The organism is Eubacterium oxidoreducens (assembly GCF_900104415.1).
Taxonomy (GTDB): Bacteria; Bacillota; Clostridia; order Lachnospirales; family Lachnospiraceae; genus Eubacterium_C; species Eubacterium_C oxidoreducens.
On sequence record NZ_FMXR01000004.1, the window covers coordinates 152,024 to 173,233 of the forward strand.

Below are 21,210 nucleotides of genomic sequence, written 5' to 3' on the forward strand. Positions count from 1 at the left end.
CTATGACATTAGAAGATATACTAGGTCCAGAAAAGAAGGATGACGATATAAAAAAGCATTGTAAAGTCAATACGAATGAAGATGGAGACAGATTTGTTGGAATAAAGGCTGATTCTGATGAAGTTATGGTATATTTCCCTATAGGATATGATTTGCCGGATAACGATATCCAAATTAGGAAAGATATCAAGAATTTGATACAGATATTATCGGAATTTACATCCAAAGAAGATCGTTTACTTGCAGTTAATAAATTTGCAGCGCCACAAACAGTTGATTTTCCAATAAATGCATATCGAAATGTAATAGAGTATTTTTTGGATAATAATTCAAATTATTATGTGGAAACGGATCCTGTGTTTAAAACAAGTGCTAAAGGAACGCAGGATTGGACGAAAACTGTAAAAGAGCAAACCCCATTAGTACAGACTAAAAATGGAATCAGTTCATTTATTTTTACAGATTTTACAGTGCGTAGTTCTTTGCCAAACTATAATAAACAAATAACTCAAATTAATAGGTACTGTGTATATGAGGCATTTGAAAAATTAGGATGGTTATATGTGCCTTATATGCCAGAGGTCCCAGGAGAACATCCAGATATCAAAACATCTATTAGCATTGTGAATACGAAGTTACAATCTACGAATGACGATAAAAAGAAAACTTTGTTTAAATCAATGAAGAGCATGTTAGAATATGTTGATGAAAAGACTACAGAAAGGCAATTCTACTTTGGAACGGATGATTTTGATCATGTTTGGGAAAAGTTAATTGATGCAGCATTTGGAGTAGAAAACAAGGAACAATATTTTCCTAGAACAAGATGGTTGCTTGATTATGGCGAAAATAAAATAAAGAGACCGTTAATACCGGATTCAATAATGATTTATAACAATAAATATTATGTGCTAGATGCTAAATGTTATAAATATGGCAGAACTGCAGAGGCAGACGATTTACCCAATGGTTCAGATATAAATAAGCAGATTACATATGGAGAATATTTGGAGACAAGTAAAGGTATAAATAACGATTCTTTATTTAACGCATTTGTGATGCCTTTTAATAGCGCGAATAATCGTTTTGCAATTACTTCGCATATGGGCAATATAGGTGAAGCTGTAGGTGATTGGAAATATAAAGATCCAATGAAGAATTATGAAAGAATTCAAGGTATTGTTTTAGATACTAGATATTTGATGTACCATTATTTGGGCAATAATGTAAAGGATAAAGTGAATTTATCAGAGTGTATAGAGCTTGTTTTAAATAGGGATAAAGTTCCGGCACCGTAAAGAAAAAAGACATCGGTTAGATGTCTTTTTTTTGTTCTTTCTTAGTACGTTTTGTTCTACGATAAGTGTCTTGTGTTACACGGTTACAACAGGCAGAACTGCAGTATTTTGTTCGAGTGGATGTTGTCTTAACCAAAAAATATTTACCGCATCGTGGGTTTGCGCATTGTCTGTAAAGTTCCATATCTGGTTTTATATAAAACAGTGAGAAATATAAGGCGCTTAATAATGAATCAACTTTCCAAGAAGGGGACATTGTATCAGTATTATATACAGGATATATTCCTGACAGGTTCGCATTAATCTCGTTTCCTATAACATATTTTGCAACATCTATAATAGCGCTTTGAATCTCCGGACTAAATTGAACGGAATCATCTTGATATATAATCCCCTTTTCAGTGATGTCATTTATCTCTCCAAAATCATAAAGGAGATGGTATAACAACTCAATACATTTTCTAGAATTTAAATTAGTATCATTATAATAGTTGACATATAGATATAATAAATTCGCTTTGGTGGTGTCTGATTCATATCCGCCTATTGTGCTATTATAAAAACTAATATCAAAACTAACACTTTTTTCTAATATACTATCGTAAACATAATAATCAGTGTTACTAGGACGTATAATTTGTATGTCATTTCGAGTTGGGATTTCTGATGGGTCTTCAATAAGGCTTGCTTCTTTATGAGTACAAGTGTTATAAGGCTTGTTTATTAAGCTGGTTTTAATAGAGGTGCCTTCTGAAAAAAGCAGAAGAATAATTAACGCTGCAAATTTATTATAATTTTTTCTAATGCTGCTTATTCCAGACATTAACTCAACAGTATACTTTAACCGGTTGATAATAGTTTCTATGTCTTTAGGGTGTATTTCTTCAAAAGTTTCATTACTTATAGGAAAAATGAAACCATATTTCTTAAAAAACGCAGCATATTCGGAGTCGTTGTTTTTTAAAGCAATGAAACTACCAAGAATATTACTGTCTGATATTGTTCCATTAGAATTTAGTTTTACTAGACCTTTTTGGGCGGCATATGCAAAATGAAGCTGATTAGTAGTATTTGACATTAGTTTATAAACGCTTTTGGGTGGCTGATTGGGATTTTCATGAATAGTGTCTGTTACACAATCTACTGAATAAGAATCAAATGTAAATATATTATTTTCATAAAAATTTTCTATTATTTTTGGCATATATGGATTCCTTTCATGGTCATTATATAATTTCTGATATAACACTATATTAACTAACAAAACAAAATAGTAATGATAAAAGTAATGTAATGATTATATAATAACTCTAAATACATAACTTTACAAGTGAAAAGACATTACAAAACTAGAATAGTAATGCTAAAACTTGATATCTTCTATTACTAATTCGGATGAACGATAATAAAATCAACAAATGAATATCGTTTTTCCGACTTCGAATCTTAGTAGCTTGAATTTAGTTGTGTCTTATGATATATTATAAACATACGAACAAGTGTTTGTATGTTTGGTGGGTTTACCACTTTTCTGATCGATTCATCACGTTCAGAAGTAACGAGACCAATATAAAGGAGGTTATCGAGATGAGTAATAGTGATAAAGCTGTTATTGAAAAAATTTATGCCATTATTAAACGAGGTAATAACGTAGAAATAAAAGGCACAAAAGATGGCACAATTAAAGTGTTCGAAGTAAAAAAGAAAACAGTTGCAGTTTAAAAAGGTAAACTGTAAAGGCTAATTGGAGTCGGAACAAACGATGAAATTCGTTTGTCCTGGCTCCTTTTTTTTTGGGAACCGGAGAAAAACAACCATATTAGTAATATAAACAACAAAATACTGAACCCTGAAGTTAGCGCTATAAGGGGTAAGGGATATATCAAAGCAATTAGTAAGCACCGGAATTGGTGGGATTGCTTTGAGATAGCCTTGCTTCTTCATGCCAATTTTAGGGATCAGAGAAGCATAGGTCCCAGGTCATTAGCCAATCCTTTGCCCCTTTTCGTGAGTTCAGTGAGCTCAGTGGAAAGGGGCTTTTTTTATGCTCGCAACTTATCGGAGTCGTTCTCCTCCCACAGACGTTTCTGGAGACACAAGTAACTAGCAGAAACGCGGAGGAGAAATATGAAAACACAATTAAAAATTTTCTCCGCAAATTTCTGCAGATTCATTTGGACCGTTGTCCACATGAATTTTGAAAGCGAAAACAAGGAGGAAATTTAATATGATTAACAGCTTTTATTTTAATCCAGTAGAGGAGTGCAAGGCAGACTACCTCACAAGAATGGCAAAGGTGATTGATTCAATCCGTAATGGAGTTGAATTACCTGAATTTGGATTTAGCCTTAGAGAGCTCTTATCAGAAGAAGAGAAGAGAGAAGTAGCTGATTATGTCTTTGGTATTATGATGCCTACTATTAAAGAAGAGGGATGTTATTACATTCGCAAGAATGGCATGAAGGCAATTGCAGATGATTATCTCAATCAGCTTTATTTGGAAGTATGGAAGAACTTCCACAAATTCAACAACCCTTCTTATAAAGAGACCGAAGGTACCTGCTCATTTAGAACCTTTGTAAAGATTTATACTAAGGACCCAGCAAGAACTGTTACAAACAATGAAAATGGTGTTTCTAAGAGAGCGGGATACAAAAAAAGCATCATTAAGAAGACTCAGCGTTACATCACAAGTAATTTTGATATTGATGCTGATGATATTACAGCTGAGGACATCTTCGCAAACATGAAAGAAGTGTCCGCGACACAGCTTTCGGTCAAAGATATTGCAAAGACAATATCGTTAATGATGAGTAGAGCAGGAATGGAAGATATTGAGAACAACTGTGATTATGCAACAGAGATGGAAGAACTTTACATTGCATCACAGAATGTAACAGATACATTTCATGCTTTCGTTAATAAGCTACGTCCAATGCAGAGATTTATCTTCTGCCAGAATTTTGGATTTTGCTCAGAAAAGTATGATGATATCACATTAGCACAGTTAGCGTGTGACGCTGACTTCCTTAAGATTGTGAAGGAAGATGTCATTGGCAAGAAACATTTAGTTACTAGCGATGTTAAGATTGATGCTCCACGAAAGAATGGTTCAGTTATTCAGGGCGGTCCAATCGTATTATGCAATGTAGAACATATCGATGTGAACTTTATCACTCATCAGAGAGTTCGCTGCAGGGATTTAATTGTAGAATTTGTGAAGGAAAAGGGACTTGATGAGTATGATGTAATGTCGAGTCTTACACAGATTTTGGGTGAAACTTGGGATGAACTTTCGACACAGTTTGGATTGCGTTAATGGAGGATATAGATATGGCATATAAGAGAAAACCAGTAGAGAGTTTAGAATTTGATGTTCGAACAGGGCAAAAGAAATATGTTAGATACAACGAAGGTGCAGAACTTTACTCAATGGGGGTCCATGGTTTCATGGACCTTGCTAAAGAGGCTGGAGCGGTAAGAAAGATAAAAGGCGTGTGTCTCGTGAATCTAGAAGTATTAAATCAGTACATAGAAGATATGTATTCATAAAAAAGTACTAATATGGACTAATTTGGAGCAGCTACGTTTTTGCGAGATTTACATAGTCGATTTATAATGATTATGTAGGGTAAAAGCGTAGTTGTTCCTATTTTATAAGTGAATTGGAGGTAATAAAATGGCTTATAGAATGAGGAAAGATCCGCAAGGACATACGTTAAAAAATGGTGAATGTTATAGAAAGGATGGTAGATATAGCTATTCTTGGACAAATCCAAGAGGTGAGAGAAAAACAATTTATTCAACCAATCTGCAGGCTTTGCGTAAGCGTGAGAAGCAGCTTATCTATGACTTAGAAGATGGAATAGATCCTTTAGCAGCCAATGTTGTGACTGTAAATCAGCTGTGGGATAAGTATATAAAGCAGAAGTATGACCTAAAAGATACAACTAGGAATAATTACATTTACTGTTATGATCGCTGGGTTAGAAATGGTTTTGGTAAACTGAAGTTGTCGAGAGTGAAATACTCTGACGTAAAAGACTTTTACTATGACTTGATACTCAAAAAAGGACTTAAAGCGAATACAGTAGATAGTGTTCAGTGTTTGCTTCATCCTGTTTTTCAGATGGCAATTAGAGATCAGCTTATAAGAGTGAATCCGACAGAAGGTGTAATGGCTGAAATTAAGAAGAATAAATCTTGGGCTCCTAAAAAGAAGACAGCGCTAACTGTTCCGCAGCAAAAAGCTTTGCTAAACTATGTGGAGGAAAGTGATACATATAGCGGATGGTATCCAGTTATTACGGTGTTACTCGGAACAGGGATGCGTATTTCTGAATGCTTAGGGCTTAGATGGGATGATTTGAATTTTGATGAAAACTACATCAGTGTGAATCATAACCTTATTTATAGACCGAATGCAGAAGGAAAAGTAGTTCATTCTATTCAGACACCTAAAACAGAGGCTGGTATAAGAACTATACCAATGTTGCCGGAAGTAAGAGAGGCATTTTTGATGGAATATGAAATACAGAAGTGCACAGGTTTTTGCCAGTCAGTTGTAGATGATTATTCTGGATTTGTGTTTTCTTCTGCAAAAGGGAATGTCTATACGCCTGAATCTGTGAATAATGCAATTAAGAGAATTTGTGAAGCATATAATAAGGAAGAAACTCAGTTGGCAAGGAAAGAAAAAAGAAGTCCTATATTACTACCAGACTTTAGCTGCCATATATTGAGGCATACATTCTGCACAAGACTATGTGAGAGTGAAACTAATCTAAAAGTAATCCAGAGTATAATGGGGCACTCGGATATTTCTACAACTATGAATATCTATGCTGATTGTACTGCAGAGCAGAAGCAGGAAGTGTTGAATAATCTTGAAGGAAGAGTTATAATTAAATAGATAGATATGTCTTTAATGAGAAGTTATTTGGACATATTTGAACAGCGTTAGTGCATGGGAAAAGTACAGATTGACACATATTTGACCGTAAAGTTTTTTGATGATACGGACAAATACGGATTGATATGAAAAACCCATATATAGTAGTACGGATTGATTCGTACATTGCTTGGAACGATATGTAAGAGCAAAGAATTTTGTTCCCAACATTGAAACAGTTAGACAAATAAAATGCCGTAAAATCAAGGGTTTCAGAGGATGAGTTGTATACAACTACAACGCTTACTACAACAAATTCGTAAGTTGATATGAAGAAATATACGCTCAACTGACGGATTGCTGTAAATCATGCGAATGAAATCTAACGATATGGGTTACAATTAAATATGTGAATCGTAGACGAGCCCACTTATTCTTAAGTGGGCTTGACTATTACAAATCAAACCCTCCCGGGAATGTCAAAAGTAGTGAAAACAATCAGCATTTTGTCATGACCTGTGGAGGGTTTGTTATTCTTTTTGGAAGTATTTATGTTGAAACTAGGAATCGTAACAGATTATTTCTGGATCGGAAATAAGCCGATTGCAACATCCAGGTACTGGAATATGGTGCATGGGAATACGCCAGAGGAAGTAAAGCAGGATGAAGAAGGACTGCAGATCATGCGGTATCGTGATCGGCATGGCGGCTTATCGGAAATAGCAGAGGCGTTTATGGATCTGCAGAAAGGAGTGGAAGAATCATTTAATTATACTTTTGGAAAGAGAAAAAACGCTAGATGTATTTTTTTTGTTATACATGTAATAAAATAGTTGACAAGTTGATGAAAGCGTGTTAATATCCACTTGTAACACAAAGTATTACATGAACAACAAGGAGGATTTCAATATGAAGATTGCAGTAGTAGCAGCAAATGGCCGTGTAGCACAGAAAGTAGTCAAGGAAGCACAGGAGAGAGGATTTGATGTGACTGCCTTTGCGCGTGAGGATGAAAACAAATCTGGTGCAGCAACATACATCAAGAAGGATATCATGGATCTTACAAAGGAAGATTTGGCAGGCTTCGAAGCTGTAGTAGATGGATTCGGAGCATGGAAGGACGAGGAGCAACCTATGCACGTAAAGACTTCGCAGCACCTTTGCGATATTCTTTCGGGTACAGGTACACGCCTTCTTATTGTAGGTGGAGCAGGAAGTCTTTATGTTAATCCGGAGCATACAGTAGTTGTGTGTGATGGACCTGATTTCCCGAGCGAGTTCATGCCTCTTGCTAAGGCTCAGGGGGAGGAACTGGCGAAACTGCGTGACAGGAATGACGTTAATTGGACGTTTATCAGTCCGGCAGGAGATTTCCAGGCCGACGGCGAGCGAAGCGGAAAGTATATTCTTGCAGGAGAGGAACTGACACTTAATAGCAAGGGCGAGAGCATTATCAGCTATGCGGACTATGCCATTGCTATGGTTGACGAAATTGAAAAGGGTAACCACATCCAGCAGAGAATCAGTGTTGTGAGGGAATAATTAAAGACAGCTGGCAATATCTGTATTGACAGACGACATGTAATGACATATATTACATGCAGGAGGTTGGATTAATGCAGATTACAAGTAAATTTACGATAGCGGTTCATGTTATCACTGCTATTGACTACTTTAGTGAGACAGAGACGGTGACGAGTAATTTCCTTGCAGGTAGTGTCGGAGCCAATCCTGTCATTGTTCGGAATGTTATGGGAAGTCTCAAGGAGGCTGGTATTATTGATATCAGCCAGGGAAAGAGCGGAATCACACTTGCAAAAGAATTGTCCGAGACAACATTTTTTGATGTCTATAAGGCTGTTGATTGTGTAAATGACGAAGGACTGTTCCACTTTCATGAAAATCCGAACATAGAATGTCCTGTGGGCAGGAATATTCACAAGTCCATTGACGGTAAACTTTTGAAAGTTCAACAGGCTATGGAAGATGAATTGAAGCGGATTACCCTTGCAGATGTTGTAGAGGACACTCGCAAAGAAATTTTAAGCGAGGGGACTTAAAGGAACAATTGGGTGGAAAATGAGGTCTCCGTAGAACAATCTACGGAGATCTTTTTGGATGGTGGATCATTATGGAGCCAAAAGAGTACCTTTATACATTTCGAATATCATTCACACGACCATTGTTACTACGGTTGATGACGATGGGCGGCCTGTGACTGCCACCATTGATATGATGGACAGCGATGAAAATGGTCTGTATTTCCTTACGGCAAAGTGTAAAGGTTTTTATGGTCGTCTGAAAAAGAGAGGATTTCTTGCATTGGCAAAAGAAGCTTAAGGATGAGACTCTGAGGTGTTTACTTCAGAGTCTTTTTTTAGAAGGATGTGGAATATGGAAACTAAGGAATATCTGAAATACATAGTGGAAGAAATCCATACAACTATTGTGGCAACGGTAGATGATGAAGGTCTTCCTGTCACAGCTGCTATAGATATGATGGATTATGATAATGACAGTTTATATTTCCTTACAGCGAAAGGAAAAGGATTTTATGACAGGCTGATAAAAAGACAGTTTCTTTCGCTTACGGCAATGAAGGGTGAGGATACCATGTCAAGTGTTGCAGTATCCATCCGTGGTAAAGTAAGAGACCTTGGACATGACAAGATACCGGAGCTATTTAAGAAAAATCCATACATGCATCAGATATATCCGACGGAAGAATCCATGAAGGCACTAACAGTATTTCAGATATATGAGGGAACTGGTGAGTGGTTCGATCTCTCCAAGAAGCCTATAGAAAGGGCATCCTTTCACTTTGGAAAAGTAGAAATTAAGCGGGAAGGATATTTTGTCACAGATAATTGTACCGGATGCGGAAGCTGCTTATCTGTTTGTCCCCAGAGCTGTATCATTACTACCAGGATTCCGTATGTCATAGAGCAGGAACATTGTCTGCACTGTGGTAATTGTATGAGCGCCTGTCCCACAGGGGCGATAATTAGGAGCCAGATACCGTTCGAGGCGTATTTTGCCGAGTTACGGGATCGGGTCCGTGCGGACTGAGTCAGATAATAAACTGTCGTTATTAGAGGAGATGAAAGCTATGTCAAAGAATACAAAACAGGAAGAACGTCTTGATTATCTTGTAGAAGAGTTCAAGGCAGATTCTGCTGAATATAAGGAATTACAGACTCCAACTAGTACGGAAGATAAAAGACGAATCTTAAGGTCGCTTATGAACATCCGTATGCCAAAAGAATTGTCCTCTGAAGTAATGAAAGTACAGGATGAATATCTGACAGAAAGAGCGACTGAAAAGGGTGTGGTGAACCTATCAGACATCCCAGTTATCAGGGATGGACTTTCTATCTGGCAAGGAGATATCACAAGACTTTCGGTGGATGCTATTGTGAATGCGGCTAATTCGCAGATGCTCGGTTGTTTTGTCCCGATGCATACTTGCATAGATAACTGTATCCATACTTTTGCAGGAGTGCAATTAAGAGCTGAGTGCAACAGGCAGATGAATGAACTCCGGATCAGATATGGACGAGACTATGAACAGCCGACCGCCGTTCCAATGCTCACTGAAGCGTATAATCTTCCGGCAAAGAAAGTGATTCATATAGTAGGCCCAATCGTACAATACAAACTTACTCCGGAATTGGAAAAGGATTTGGAGAACTGCTATAGAAACACTTTGGATATGTGTGCTGAAAATGGCCTGAAGAGCGTTGCTTTTTGCTGTATTTCAACAGGGGTATTTCGTTTTCCAAATAAAAAAGCAGCTGAGATTGCGGTTAAGACTGTATCAGAATGGCTCCGTGATAATCCCGGTAAGGTAGAAAGGGTGATATTTAATGTTTTCAAAGATGAGGATAAGGCCATTTATGAAAAACTTATATGATGATATGCCTAATGGTTATCAGGAAACTATAGAGAAAGGAACATGAAGATTCTCATGTCTACGAATAAAATCAGAATATGCTGCAGATGATACGTATTTTGTTTTATTCTTTAAAATCGGCAGATTATTTAGTGGGATTATTACAAAAGAAGGAGTTTAATCTTGCAGAGTTGTCGGCTACAGTCTGGAAAGACCTTGACTGGAGATTGGTAAAAAATGTGTGGATCCGGATTGAAGGAGAGACAATTGGCCGGCAAGTATCTGAGCCGCTATCTTTTTATGATGCGGTTATAGGAATGTGCAGAGCACACAGTACTTATGAATCAAATGAAGGACGGCGGTTCTCTTCAAGGGAAGAGCTTTTTAGATTTCTTTATAAAAACGACAATGAATTGACGCTGTCTTATGAAATCGCTGATTTTGTGAGAAAAGGAAAAGCTGTCAATGAAAAATGGAAATGGGAGAAATATATAGAAAAAGCGAGGATCACTCCGGAGGCTGTATCGGCTTGCGAAAAATGCAAATATCTTTGGCCAGAATCACATTGTATTGATTACATGCTTTTGTATGGTATGATCGAAAAGTGTGAGAACATATGAGTTAAGTCTCAAAAAATGCGTAAGGTTGTGATGAAGAGAGTCAATGATTATGTTTGACAATATTGCGCCAATGTCTTGAATTGCGCATACAATTTGGACTATAATTATTATCGTGATTGTGGCTATAATAATGATAAAACTTATATACGAAAACATTTTGTAGAGAGTACCGTATACTATTAGAGGTAATAACGATTTATGTCTTAAAGATATGTGATTTTTTATACACATAGTATGTGTGGGAGGAAGATTCGTTGGAAGAAAACGGCGAGTATACTATTTGCGCGGAGGTGTTTGGGAAGGAAATTGAAATGTGGTTGCGAAGCCAGGGGGATTATATCGAATCTGTGTGCGTGGATTCGATATTATGAAAAAAACATATTAAATATAATCCTTATGAAATGATAACGGAAATTAAGGTGGATAATAAGTCTGCTACGGAAATGTCTTATAGAAATGCGTGGCTTGATATGTTTTTTATAAAGTGTTTATATGGAATCCTGTTTGATGGAGCATGGCTATGGGAAGAGTATATAAATACTCTTGTTGATGATTATTTTTATCATCCAATGAATAAAGCAGGGAAGGATAAGCAGTGGCTTTTTAGCGGTAAAACAGGTCTTATCTATCCTGATTTTATAGGAAAAGATGCAGATAATCGAATAATAGCGGATGCAAAGTACAAGCCTATAAGCAATATTGCTAATCATGATTACCTGCAGCTTTTAGCGTATATGTTTAGGTTTGATGCTAAGAAAGCCTTTTATTTTTATCCTGAAGCTGCAGATCAGGAAGATAAAGAGCTGAGGTTGAATAGAGGTTCTACTTTTGAAGATAATGTTGTAGCCAGAGATGATGTTAGCCTTATAAAGCATGGCTTGAAAATACCACGAAACACAATCAATTACCAGGATTTTGAAATTAAGATAAAAGATAGTGAAATTGAGTTTATGAAGCTATTTAATATGGTTGGAGGGAAGAGAGTATGACAATGGAAGAATTGGTGGAGAATTTTAATACAACCCCCTTTTTATTTGTGGGTTCCGGAATGTCTAGAAGATATCTAAATCTTCCAGATTGGAAAGGACTTTTAAAGCATTTTGTTAATCAGCTAGGAAAGGATGAATTTGCATATAATGCTTTTGAAAATAAAGCAAAATCTGATGAATGCAAGGCTGGAATTATGCCAAAGATTGCTGAGTTAATTCAAAAGGATTACGATGCAAAATGGTTTGCAGAACCAGCTATTAGAACAGCTGATGAACACGCATTAGAAGCAATACATAGAGGGGTATCTCCATTTAAGGTCGAAATCGCAGAGTATATAAGAAACAATTGTCTGAGACAAGATAGTTATAAAGAGGAGTTAGATGAACTCAGGCAACTGTCTGAAAGGAGTATATCAGGGGTTATTACTACAAATTATGATAAACTTCTTGAACAAATTTTTGGTGGATATTCGACTTATGTAGGACAAAATGAGCTTATTTTTTCTGCATTACAAGGTGTGGCTGAAATATATAAAATACATGGGGACATAGATAAGCCTGACAGTATAGTGATCAATGAGGATGACTATGTTGAGTTTGAATCTAAAAGCGCATATCTTGCAGCAAAGCTTCTTACGATTTTTATGGAATATCCAATAATATTTATGGGCTATTCTATAAGTGATTCTAATATCATCAACATCATAAAAGCTATAGTTGAATGCTTAAATGATGAGCAGCTTAAAATGTTGGAAGACAGATTTATATTTGTAGAGTATAGGGAAAATTTTGTTGGAACTGAAATCACGCCTTATGTGATTATGGAAGGAGATAAACCTCTTTCAATGAAAAGAGTGATATTGTCAGATTTTATGCTATTATATAAGGCTTTAGAGAACAAAAGAGCTAAATTGCCTGTTAAGATTTTGCGAAGATTTAAACAGGAGATTTATGACTATACTATCACAAGTGTACCAACGGGACATTTGAGAGTGGCAGCATTGGACGATAAAAGGGTAGGAGATGAGGAATTAGTTTTATCAATTGGAAGAATGTCGGATTACGGACTCAAGGGACTTAGAGGAATAAGACCAAATGAGTGGTATAGAAATATCATATTAAACGATCTTGATTTTACAGCTGATGATCTTTTGGAATATGCATTTCCTTCGTTGATAAAGCAGAACTCAGGCCGATTACCAATAAATAAATACTTAAATGAGGCTACTAAGAAATTCGAGGAATGTGAAAAAGTTGCTGCGGCATTGGACTTTGAACACATCATATCTAATACAATAAAGCGAAATAGGAGATGTTTAGGTCAATATACATCAGTGACACAAATATGGAATCAAGAGAAATTATCGTTAGAAAGAGCGACAAGATTGATTTCACATCTGCCTGAAGACAAGATAGATGTATCTGAATTAGAAAAAATATTACAAGAAATTTTTTCTAATGATGCTAATGTATTAGAAACTGCTCCAGATGGAACAAGAAGCCATATTAGAAGATTGATATTGGTATATGACTATTTAAAGTGGCGGAAATAAAAAGAACTTCACGACTAAAGCATTTGTAAACAAACACCGCTCGTGAAGCCCTTGTAATTCCGTCATCAACGCTTTTGAATTAAGCATCTATAAATAGACACCGAAAGCAAAAACGTTATGTAATCTAGTTCCTGTTAATTATACAATTAGGATATGATTATGTAAATATGTTTTTGATATTTGATGAGAACTAATCTTAAAGTGATAGAAAATGCCTATTTAAATTCGTAAAAATTATTGATTTTTCATGTTGGCATGTGGTAGCTTAACGTAAGCGAAAGAGGTGTACGTTTTCGGACTGCACTGGGGAAGTCACTCGGTGGCTTCCTTTTTTGTTGTATAGAACACAAAAAAGACTTGATTTGTACTACTATGCGCCTATATTTCACTTTATACGCACAGGAGAACGTGTTAGAATAACATTGTAGTTCAAATGGGGCTACGAGGATGTTTTTGACGGCATCTGTAAAAAGACTCTTATCTTTGCTCTGCATACGGATGCATTGTGCGAAAGAAATTTACGTCAGTGATATTTTTTTGACTACGAATTTTTGACGCAATATGCATTGATATGACAGGGAATCGGAAAGTTCCATATTAGTACGACACGCATTATTACAAATATGCAAAACATAAGGGACACATGTGAAGCAATATGCAAAACAGTTTGTTGTCCTTTGTGTCAAATAATTTCAATTTAATAACTATCTCAAACAAGGAACAACTTGTATGAGAATCATTAAAGACATTTCAATTAGTAGAAATACTAATCGGGATGTCTTTTATGTTTTCTCGAACCTTACAAATTTTATGAAAGGAGAAAAGCCGTGGGAAAGAAAAAGATAAAAGCTCCTGAGATTGATTATCTCAAAGAATATTCGGTACCAAGATTTGTGACTGAAGAAACAATGTGTGAGAAATATGATCTCTCAGAAACACAGTGTAGAAAGATGGCTAGAGCTGCTAATGCATTTTTTGAAATTAGAAAAGCACAATTGATTGACAGAATTGTTTTCGAAGAAGTTTATAAGGAACAGCTTAGAGAACTTTGATATCATCTGCCTGATCTTTTTTCTGCAAAACTTGAGCAGAAATTGTCTCTCCACCACTGTTCTTTTGCAATTCCGTTATGGTTTCGTAATTCCCCTCTGTGTTTCCGGCGCCGTTATTATTATCTCCGGATTCATTTGACGAATGGGAACCACGATTTGTGACAAGAATTTTCAACAAAATAAATTTATTTTTTTTTGCACTTCTTTCTTATCCACATTAGAATCTTCCAATCGCAGGACAAACAAAACGCTGCCGTTTTTTCCGGCAGCGTTTTGGGTTTTTAAGAAACTTTTACTTTTATCTTGTAGGTTACACCGTTTACCTTAATGGTAATCACGGATTTTCCTTTTTTCAGACCTATTATTTTTACGGTGGTGGCATTCTTTCTTGACTTAACCTTTGCAATCTTGGTTTTCGAGCTTTTATATACATTCTTTACGGAATCCGCTTTTCCCGTAATCTTCACCTTCAGGTATTTGCCTTTTTTGATTTTGTAAGTTTTGCTTTTTACGTATTTCTTTCCATTCACTTTTAGTGTTGGGCTGCTTTTCACATTAACCTTACAGGTAATCTTTGTTCCGCTTTTTAAGGTTGCCGTTATGATTGCAGTTCCCTTTTTCAGACCGGTCACAACTCCGCTGTTCGATACTTTTGCCACTTTCTTATTGGAAGAGGACCACTTCTTTACGGTTCCGTTCATTACGGTAAGATATTCGGTACCTCCGGCTTTTAAAGAAACCGAACTTCCGTTGTAAAAATAAGGCGTTGCAAAACTCACCTGGACAAGCGTATAGCCGGACCCAATGTCTGACAAAGCCTCAGGAATCGCATCTCCTGTCGGTGTGGACACGCTCCACACACCTTTGCTTTTGTTTGTGCCGCTGCTATAATCAAAAGTTTTATAGCCGGCGGGTTTAAGTGTTTTAATAAGATTTACAACAGATGTCGCTCCATTTGCATCGTATCCGTTATACTCCGCCAAAGTCATGGTAAAGGTGTTTTTATCACCTTCCATATATACGCAGTATTTTCCCATATTATAGAGGGAAGAGATGCTTTCATTGGTTAATTTTGTAATCCCCAAATTGGAAATTACAGTGCCGTTAAAATACGCAGCATCCAGTACCTCATTTATGGTATCTTCATTCCAGGCTTCGCCGGCATACAATGACAACCGGGGTGTGGCCGTCTCTGTATTCGGTACTCTGGTGTAATAGGTACCGCTTGCATTATCGGTATCTTCAGAAGTGGAATCCACTGCCGTAATATATCCCGTTACTAAATTTGAATCCATTTTATAATAATCAGCAAGGGCTTCCGCAATATAACCGAAAATTATATAGGTCCAGATGTCATTATCACTTGCGACATCCGTATAAATCCAGGAATTGTCATCTAAATAAAAGGCTGCTGTCCCGCTGTCAATCTCATCTTCATAACCGCTTGCCGGAGTAATCGTTATTGCAATACACCCATCACTCTCCGAATAAGCAGTCTTAATCGTGGCATATCCTTCGTAACTGCTAATCAAATTCTGATAATCCGAATTGGCGGTTAGGCTGGTATAAATTCCGCTTAATATATTCGTTTCATCGGCGGAAAGTGACACCAGGGATGTGGCAAACGTAAGAGATAAAGCCATGATTCCCGTTAAAGCCATAGAAGCAAGTTTCATCATCTTGTTTTTTTTCATATTCTCTCCTTTCAATCCAGTTGATAGTACCTTCGTTCTATTTGATTCTATCAGCCGGAAAAATTTTCGTCAATGGTACTTACCCCACTTTTACATCCGCCAAAATTATTTTACAAATATCACACCGCCCGCATCCGTCGGATGATCTATATATACAACCTCTTTTTCTTTACCGTTGTACCCTTGTTTTTTTCAAAAATGTATCATCTTTTCTTACACTAATAATCCAAACTATTTTCATTTAATAAAAAGTCAAATAATCCCATAACAGTTATGCCTTGATCGTTTCTCCACACCGGCGTATTTCCTCCTGTTATTATTATTTTTTTAAAAGAATCCGGTATTTTAGTAAGCGAGGCTTGTTCCTGGTCTATTTTTTCTTGATTTGGTAATCGGGAGGTGGAATTTAAAATTTCAATTTTGGCGAATTATTGAGTTATTCGCTTGTGGGTGATATAATTTTAAATTATTTAGATTATGGGGGGAAAGATGAAGTCACCGCAAACAATAAATGGATTAATGCGACATTTAAGAAATGAGTGTAATGTAAATATTTCTGGTAGTAGGCAAAAACAACAATTGATTAGCTATGGCTACTATCATGGATATAAGGGTTACAGATTCTATAAGAATAACAGTAATCAGTTGCCATATACGGATTTTTCAGAGGTGGTGGCAGTTATTGAATATGATAACAACATGAAGGAAGCACTCTATTCAAATTTGATGTTTATAGAAACTGCCATAAAGAATATAGTATGTAATGAATCTGTGCAAGGCCTTAGATTTGGGACTTTTGATCATGTTTTTAAAGAGCGTATGAATGATTACTCATCGAATGCAAAATTGCAATCAAAACGTTTAAAACTTAGGAATGCGGTGTATTCCAAGTTGTCAGCTCGTTATCATGATGAAGAGAAAAAAGACAACCAGATGATTCGGCACTTTTATAATAGGGGTGAAGATATTCCTCTTTGGGTTGTTTTTGAGATACTATATTTAAGCGACTTAGCGTCTTTTTTTGAGTGCTTGAACTTGTCATCTCGAGAATCAATCCTTAAGCAGCTTGGTATGTTAGATGTTGCTATTGACACAAATCGAAATTTACTTTCAAATATGCTTTATACAATTAAAGCATTGAGAAATGCGGTGGCTCATAATAACGTGATTTTTGATACCAGATTTAAAGATAGAAATATTGGTTCCGTATTAAAAAAGTGGACTGAAAAGGAGACTGGTATACAGAATATTACATTGTATTCTTTGATAGATTATATTATTGTTTTATGTTGCTTGTTAAAGAGAATAGATTTTGGCGGAACAAGGACAAAACAATTAGTAAAAACATTCAAAAATGAGAATGCAAAGTTAAAGGGTTCAGTTAGTCCAAATATTTATAGTATGATTATTCCTAACAACGTTTCAGTAAAAATAACTGCGTTAGAAACCTATTTAAATTCGTAAAAATTATTGATTTTTCATGTTGGCATGTGGTAGAATATCGTAAGCGAAAGAGGTGTACGTTTTTGGACTGCACTGGGGAAGTCACTCGGTGGCTTCCTTTTTTGTTATATAGAACACAAAAAAGAATTGCTGGCAAATGCAATTGTCCATAATAATTATGAAAATGGTAAGCCTATCCAAATATATATATCAGAAAAACAAATAAATATTGTGAATTATAATAAACCGTTACCGCCCATCCGTATTAGTGATTTGAATGAGAGAACATTCTTTAATGAGCGCGATACAGAAAATCCTGAAATCCGGGATATGTTTAAAGCATTAGGTATTATAGAGTCCTTCGGAACAGGTATCGGGGAAGCAAAAAGATCAATGCGAGAAAATGGTTCTCCGGATCTTTTTTATAAGACTTTTGACATAAATGACAATGTAACCTCTGTAGTCATTCCTGTAAATGAAGAATATTTCGAAATTAAAAATGGAACCAAACCAAAGAAAAAAGTTTGGATTGAGAACGAAACCAAAGATTTTAAGCAAAAAATCTTGGATTCGGGATATACAAAAAAAATAAAACAAAACATTTTGAAGCTGTATGAGGAAATTGGAACAGAGGTTTTTGGAATTCTCGTGTAGTAGAAGTCCTTGGTTGTTCGGAGGTAACAGCTACCGCATATTTGAAAAGAATGGAGGATGAACTGAAGATTATTGTTCCTGTAGAAGGAATGGGTAAAGGAAAATATAGATTTTTATTGTAAGTAAAGCTAGCAATAATAAACAGAACTACTAAAACTATGGGTGCATATACATGTCTATCAATCGAAAGGTATGAGTGCACCCTTTTTTGAAATTTAAAGATAATCGTTAGTATTTAAACTAAGTGCACGGTTTTAAATCAAAAACAATAGTTCCAAGGGTTACTGCACGGCGGTAGCTCTTTTTTATGCACCAGATCGAGGATTTTTCACACTGCAAACCCAAAGAATTGTATCAAAAATAAACCTTATGCTGGGCATATTGAGCATCATAGATATACCGGAAATAGTGATATCATAGAGGACGAGGAAGATGATGATCTGATTGTAAAAGCTGAGGCGTATGAAAGCGGTGTTTCAGGATGTCCGATAGAGGGGCATAATGGAAGCTGGGATGGATCTAGAGGTAACTCTATGTGGAGACCGAATAGAGAAGCAATCCCTACGAGATATAACCCCGATGGTCTCACTTGGGGAGAAATTCTTGATAAATATGGAATAGAAGGGATCGAATATAAAGATGGCGATCCGGATTTCTCGCCTGTTTCAAAGGGAGAAGTTGAAATAGATGATTTCACCGATGATCGAACATCCAACTTTGCGCAAGCTGATGAAGCACTGGCAAAACAGAAAGGTTGTTCACCGGAGGATGTTAAGAAATGGCGAGAGGAAAATGGATATACCTGGCATGAGTGCAGGGATTGCAAAACAATGCAGAAGATTCCGAGAGAAGTAAAAATATAAGGAGCTCACCTTCATTGGTGAGCTCTAGGCGTTTACCATTGCCGGTAAAACGGCTTTATCATCAATGTAATAATCGCAGGTAATCTTCCGGGAGTTGTTGCTGAGATTGCCAGGGCTCTTTACACGACGCCGGATTATCTGCTTGGCTTTGAAGAAGAAAAGGATCCGTTTGAAAAGGAAGCACTGTGTATATTACAGGGAATAAAGGATGATACTGTAAGAGAGATGCTTCTGAAGCAGATGAAGGTTCTTGTATAACCGCACAATCTTTCGATTTGGGCGTTTATCGTAAAGATGACTTTGTTCGGAAATATATTCGGAAGGATATCAAATGCAAATTGACATCCTTCCGAATAATGTTTATACTGTAGGAGATGATAAAAGGGGGTATGTCCATATGAAATCCTGCAAGCAAATGGCTATGGTATGGGGAATATCGGAGCGTAGAGTGACGGGATTCTGCAAGGAAGGTATGATTCCCGGAGCTGTTAAGGTAGGTAAGAGATGGCAGATACCGGATGATGCAAAGCGACCGGCTGATAAGCGTATCGTTACAGGACGATATATCAAGTCGGGAGTAGAGAATGAAAAAAAACCACTTCCGGTAGGAATATCGGATTATATCCGTGCACAGTTAGAATACTATTATGTGGACAAAACTCTTCTGATCAAAGAGTTTCTTGATCGTAAAGCTTTTGTCTCATTATTTACAAGACCAAGACGTTTTGGAAAGACCCTGAATATGGATATGCTTCGGGTTTTCTTTGAAATATCCGATGAAGATACAAGCAGGTATTTTACGGACAAAGCAATCTGGAAGTGCGGGGATGAATACAGAAAGCATCAGGGGAAGTATCCTGTGATATTTCTGACATTTAAAGATGTAAAATATGATTCCTGGGAAGCAACCTTTGCAAAGATCTCCGGGTTGCTACAGGAAGAATTCGGAAGACATTCTGAACTACAAAACAGTGATAAACTCGAAAAGTATGAGAAAAACTATTTTGAGAAAGTATTAAACGGACAGGCGAATGAAGTAGAGCTTTCGGCTTCTCTTCAAAAGCTTTCCAAAATGCTTGCAATTCATTACAAAAAAGCTCCGATCATCATCATTGATGAGTACGATACTCCGATCCAGGAAGGGTATTCGAAAGAGTTCTATGATGAGATCATCGGATTCATGAGGAACTTTTTTTCCGGGGCGTTCAAGGATAACAGCAACCTGTCATATGGATTCCTGACCGGAATACTTCGGATAGCGCAGGAGAGCATTTTCAGCGGTTTAAATAATCTTACTGTTAATTCAGTGATGGACGAGGAGTACGATGGTTTCTTTGGCTTCACTGAATCCGAAGTGGCTGAAATGCTTGCTTATTACGGAGCATCTGATAAGGAGGAGGAACTTCGGAGCTGGTATGATGGATATTTCTTCGGGAACAAGGAAATTTATAACCCGTGGTCAGTGATCAATTACTTGTCAAGAGGATGCTTGCCGCAGGCATACTGGGTGAACACCGGAAAAAACGAGGTACTGGAAGATGTACTGAATACAGCAACGGATGATATCACTGAGAAACTGTATTCTCTTCTTCAAGGAGATCGTGTCATTGCGAGGATCGATCAGAACGTGGTGTACAGATCACTTGCGGAAGATCCTGCAAATATCTACAGTCTGCTTCTGGTGGCCGGATATCTGAAAACTCCGAAGAAAGAATTGCAAGGTGATGGAGCGTGGCTCTGCGAGGTTTCGATACCGAACCGTGAGATAGCGGCAGTATATAAGAGTGAGATCCTGTCGCATCTGATGCAGATCGGTGCAATGGGAAGAGCTACAGCCAATAAGATCGCTGAGAGTCTTTATGCACAGGATACAAAGAAACTGCAGGACGGAATCGGAGAATACTTAAAGAAGAGTATCAGCTTCTATGATGCCGGAGCGGAGGGGTTTTATCATGGGCTGGTTCTTGGGCTTATCGCTTTGATGGATAATCAGTATCGGATCAGGTCAAACAGAGAGTCCGGCGACGGACGATATGATATCAGCCTGTTCCCCAGGGAAAATAAATATCCGGGAATGATCATGGAATTAAAATGGGATAAAGATCTGAACGATGAGGAACTGGATGCCTTATCTGCAGAAGCTCTTGATCAGATCAATAAAAAAGGGTATGACACAGAAATGCGTGAGGAGGGTGTAGCGGATATCATTAAATTTGGGATAGCATTCTCAGGAAAAAAAGTAAAGATAAGAACTGAATAAA

Annotated in this window: 21 protein-coding genes and 1 pseudogene; 19 read left to right on the plus strand and 3 right to left on the minus strand. The window is 36.9% G+C overall.

All coding sequences use genetic code 11. The features are described 5' to 3' along the window. The first annotated feature begins 2 nt into the window (after positions 1 to 2). Complete coding sequence (locus tag BLS20_RS00730; protein WP_090170986.1) at positions 3 to 1,298, plus strand: LlaJI family restriction endonuclease; 1,296 nt, start codon at positions 3 to 5, stop codon at positions 1,296 to 1,298. 16 nt (positions 1,299 to 1,314) lie between these two features. Here the strand turns inward: BLS20_RS00730 and BLS20_RS00735 are convergent, their stop codons facing one another. Next, complete coding sequence (locus tag BLS20_RS00735; RefSeq protein ID WP_090170990.1) at positions 1,315 to 2,502, minus strand: CGNR zinc finger domain-containing protein; 1,188 nt, start codon at positions 2,500 to 2,502, stop codon at positions 1,315 to 1,317. Positions 2,503 to 2,885: 383 nt separating this feature from the next. On the opposite strand from BLS20_RS00735, the gene BLS20_RS13990 reads away from it, so the two are divergent. The 14 genes and pseudogenes from BLS20_RS13990 to BLS20_RS00800 all read left to right on the plus strand — a co-directional run bounded on the left by BLS20_RS13990 (position 2,886) and on the right by BLS20_RS00800 (position 14,295). Next, positions 2,886 to 3,020, plus strand: coding sequence for a hypothetical protein (locus BLS20_RS13990; RefSeq protein WP_278286148.1), 135 nt, complete (start codon positions 2,886 to 2,888; stop codon positions 3,018 to 3,020). 505 nt (positions 3,021 to 3,525) lie between these two features. Continuing rightward, positions 3,526 to 4,617 carry a hypothetical protein gene (locus tag BLS20_RS00740; RefSeq protein ID WP_090170993.1) on the plus strand — a complete coding sequence of 364 codons (1,092 nt, stop codon included), beginning with the start codon at positions 3,526 to 3,528 and terminating at the stop codon, positions 4,615 to 4,617. 14 nt (positions 4,618 to 4,631) lie between these two features. Next, entirely contained in the window at positions 4,632 to 4,850 is a 219-nt protein-coding gene (locus BLS20_RS00745) for a DUF6462 family protein (RefSeq protein ID WP_031557962.1), read from the plus strand. Between the two features lie 127 nt (positions 4,851 to 4,977). Continuing rightward, entirely contained in the window at positions 4,978 to 6,210 is a 1,233-nt protein-coding gene (locus tag BLS20_RS00750; RefSeq protein WP_090009187.1) for a tyrosine-type recombinase/integrase, read from the plus strand. 557 nt (positions 6,211 to 6,767) lie between these two features. Then, positions 6,768 to 6,878: pseudogene (locus BLS20_RS00755) on the plus strand (flavodoxin family protein); the annotation flags it as partial. A 220-nt stretch (positions 6,879 to 7,098) separates the two neighbouring features. Then, a complete protein-coding gene (locus BLS20_RS00760; RefSeq protein ID WP_090170996.1) occupies positions 7,099 to 7,731 on the plus strand; it encodes an NAD(P)-dependent oxidoreductase in 633 nt (210 codons plus the stop codon). 74 nt (positions 7,732 to 7,805) lie between these two features. Beyond that, complete coding sequence (locus BLS20_RS00765; protein WP_090171000.1) at positions 7,806 to 8,249, plus strand: Rrf2 family transcriptional regulator; 444 nt, start codon at positions 7,806 to 7,808, stop codon at positions 8,247 to 8,249. A 58-nt stretch (positions 8,250 to 8,307) separates the two neighbouring features. Further along, entirely contained in the window at positions 8,308 to 8,529 is a 222-nt protein-coding gene (locus BLS20_RS00770; protein ID WP_341443167.1) for a hypothetical protein, read from the plus strand. A 54-nt stretch (positions 8,530 to 8,583) separates the two neighbouring features. After that, positions 8,584 to 9,258, plus strand: coding sequence for a 4Fe-4S binding protein (locus BLS20_RS00775; RefSeq protein WP_090171006.1), 675 nt, complete (start codon positions 8,584 to 8,586; stop codon positions 9,256 to 9,258). 40 nt (positions 9,259 to 9,298) lie between these two features. Beyond that, on the plus strand, positions 9,299 to 10,102 hold the full coding sequence (locus BLS20_RS00780; protein WP_090171009.1) for a protein-ADP-ribose hydrolase: 804 nt from the start codon (positions 9,299 to 9,301) through the stop codon (positions 10,100 to 10,102). Between the two features lie 86 nt (positions 10,103 to 10,188). Next, positions 10,189 to 10,701 (plus strand): hypothetical protein, encoded by a 513-nt coding sequence (locus BLS20_RS00785; protein WP_143010203.1) that lies wholly within the window; start codon positions 10,189 to 10,191, stop codon positions 10,699 to 10,701. A 401-nt stretch (positions 10,702 to 11,102) separates the two neighbouring features. Next, positions 11,103 to 11,690 (plus strand): 5-methylcytosine restriction system specificity protein McrC, encoded by a 588-nt coding sequence (locus BLS20_RS00790; protein ID WP_090171015.1) that lies wholly within the window; start codon positions 11,103 to 11,105, stop codon positions 11,688 to 11,690. Continuing rightward, positions 11,687 to 13,243, plus strand: a complete 1,557-nt coding sequence (locus tag BLS20_RS00795; RefSeq protein ID WP_090171018.1) for an SIR2 family protein — start codon at positions 11,687 to 11,689, stop codon at positions 13,241 to 13,243. The genes BLS20_RS00790 and BLS20_RS00795 overlap by 4 nt, the downstream gene beginning before the upstream one ends. A gap of 827 nt (positions 13,244 to 14,070) precedes the next feature. Beyond that, positions 14,071 to 14,295 (plus strand): DUF6462 family protein, encoded by a 225-nt coding sequence (locus tag BLS20_RS00800; RefSeq protein ID WP_090171021.1) that lies wholly within the window; start codon positions 14,071 to 14,073, stop codon positions 14,293 to 14,295. Here the strand turns inward: BLS20_RS00800 and BLS20_RS00805 are convergent. Both BLS20_RS00805 and BLS20_RS00810 read right to left on the minus strand, forming a co-directional pair. Next, on the minus strand, positions 14,282 to 14,473 hold the full coding sequence (locus tag BLS20_RS00805) for a hypothetical protein (RefSeq protein WP_090171024.1): 192 nt from the start codon (positions 14,471 to 14,473) through the stop codon (positions 14,282 to 14,284). The genes BLS20_RS00800 and BLS20_RS00805 overlap by 14 nt on opposite strands. Before the next feature lie 103 nt (positions 14,474 to 14,576). After that, positions 14,577 to 15,989, minus strand: a complete 1,413-nt coding sequence (locus tag BLS20_RS00810; protein ID WP_090171026.1) for an Ig-like domain-containing protein — start codon at positions 15,987 to 15,989, stop codon at positions 14,577 to 14,579. A gap of 489 nt (positions 15,990 to 16,478) precedes the next feature. On the opposite strand from BLS20_RS00810, the gene BLS20_RS00815 reads away from it, so the two are divergent. From BLS20_RS00815 to BLS20_RS00830, 4 genes are all read left to right on the plus strand, one after another. Next, positions 16,479 to 17,453 carry an Abi family protein gene (locus BLS20_RS00815; protein WP_090171029.1) on the plus strand — a complete coding sequence of 325 codons (975 nt, stop codon included), beginning with the start codon at positions 16,479 to 16,481 and terminating at the stop codon, positions 17,451 to 17,453. 126 nt (positions 17,454 to 17,579) lie between these two features. Further along, positions 17,580 to 18,086, plus strand: a complete 507-nt coding sequence (locus BLS20_RS00820; protein WP_176762219.1) for an ATP-binding protein — start codon at positions 17,580 to 17,582, stop codon at positions 18,084 to 18,086. 533 nt (positions 18,087 to 18,619) lie between these two features. Then, positions 18,620 to 18,949, plus strand: a complete 330-nt coding sequence (locus BLS20_RS00825) for an HNH endonuclease (protein ID WP_090171035.1) — start codon at positions 18,620 to 18,622, stop codon at positions 18,947 to 18,949. A 397-nt stretch (positions 18,950 to 19,346) separates the two neighbouring features. Then, positions 19,347 to 21,209, plus strand: a complete 1,863-nt coding sequence (locus BLS20_RS00830; protein WP_090171037.1) for an AAA family ATPase — start codon at positions 19,347 to 19,349, stop codon at positions 21,207 to 21,209. The last annotated feature ends 1 nt before the right edge of the window (position 21,210 follow it).

Excerpts from the sequence above, each read along its gene's own strand:
- BLS20_RS00730 (WP_090170986.1), top strand. The coding sequence starts at position 3 with ATGACATTAGAAGATATACTAGGTCCAGAAAAGAAGGATGACGATATA.
- BLS20_RS00735 (WP_090170990.1), bottom strand. The coding sequence starts at position 2,502 with ATGCCAAAAATAATAGAAAATTTTTATGAAAATAATATATTTACATTT.
- BLS20_RS13990 (WP_278286148.1), top strand. The coding sequence starts at position 2,886 with ATGAGTAATAGTGATAAAGCTGTTATTGAAAAAATTTATGCCATTATT.
- BLS20_RS00740 (WP_090170993.1), top strand. The coding sequence starts at position 3,526 with ATGATTAACAGCTTTTATTTTAATCCAGTAGAGGAGTGCAAGGCAGAC.
- BLS20_RS00745 (WP_031557962.1), top strand. The coding sequence starts at position 4,632 with ATGGCATATAAGAGAAAACCAGTAGAGAGTTTAGAATTTGATGTTCGA.
- BLS20_RS00750 (WP_090009187.1), top strand. The coding sequence starts at position 4,978 with ATGGCTTATAGAATGAGGAAAGATCCGCAAGGACATACGTTAAAAAAT.
- BLS20_RS00760 (WP_090170996.1), top strand. The coding sequence starts at position 7,099 with ATGAAGATTGCAGTAGTAGCAGCAAATGGCCGTGTAGCACAGAAAGTA.
- BLS20_RS00765 (WP_090171000.1), top strand. The coding sequence starts at position 7,806 with ATGCAGATTACAAGTAAATTTACGATAGCGGTTCATGTTATCACTGCT.
- BLS20_RS00770 (WP_341443167.1), top strand. The coding sequence starts at position 8,308 with ATGGTGGATCATTATGGAGCCAAAAGAGTACCTTTATACATTTCGAAT.
- BLS20_RS00775 (WP_090171006.1), top strand. The coding sequence starts at position 8,584 with ATGGAAACTAAGGAATATCTGAAATACATAGTGGAAGAAATCCATACA.
- BLS20_RS00780 (WP_090171009.1), top strand. The coding sequence starts at position 9,299 with ATGTCAAAGAATACAAAACAGGAAGAACGTCTTGATTATCTTGTAGAA.
- BLS20_RS00785 (WP_143010203.1), top strand. The coding sequence starts at position 10,189 with ATGATACGTATTTTGTTTTATTCTTTAAAATCGGCAGATTATTTAGTG.
- BLS20_RS00790 (WP_090171015.1), top strand. The coding sequence starts at position 11,103 with ATGATAACGGAAATTAAGGTGGATAATAAGTCTGCTACGGAAATGTCT.
- BLS20_RS00795 (WP_090171018.1), top strand. The coding sequence starts at position 11,687 with ATGACAATGGAAGAATTGGTGGAGAATTTTAATACAACCCCCTTTTTA.
- BLS20_RS00810 (WP_090171026.1), bottom strand. The coding sequence starts at position 15,989 with ATGAAAAAAAACAAGATGATGAAACTTGCTTCTATGGCTTTAACGGGA.
- BLS20_RS00815 (WP_090171029.1), top strand. The coding sequence starts at position 16,479 with ATGAAGTCACCGCAAACAATAAATGGATTAATGCGACATTTAAGAAAT.
- BLS20_RS00825 (WP_090171035.1), top strand. The coding sequence starts at position 18,620 with ATGTGGAGACCGAATAGAGAAGCAATCCCTACGAGATATAACCCCGAT.
- BLS20_RS00830 (WP_090171037.1), top strand. The coding sequence starts at position 19,347 with ATGAAATCCTGCAAGCAAATGGCTATGGTATGGGGAATATCGGAGCGT.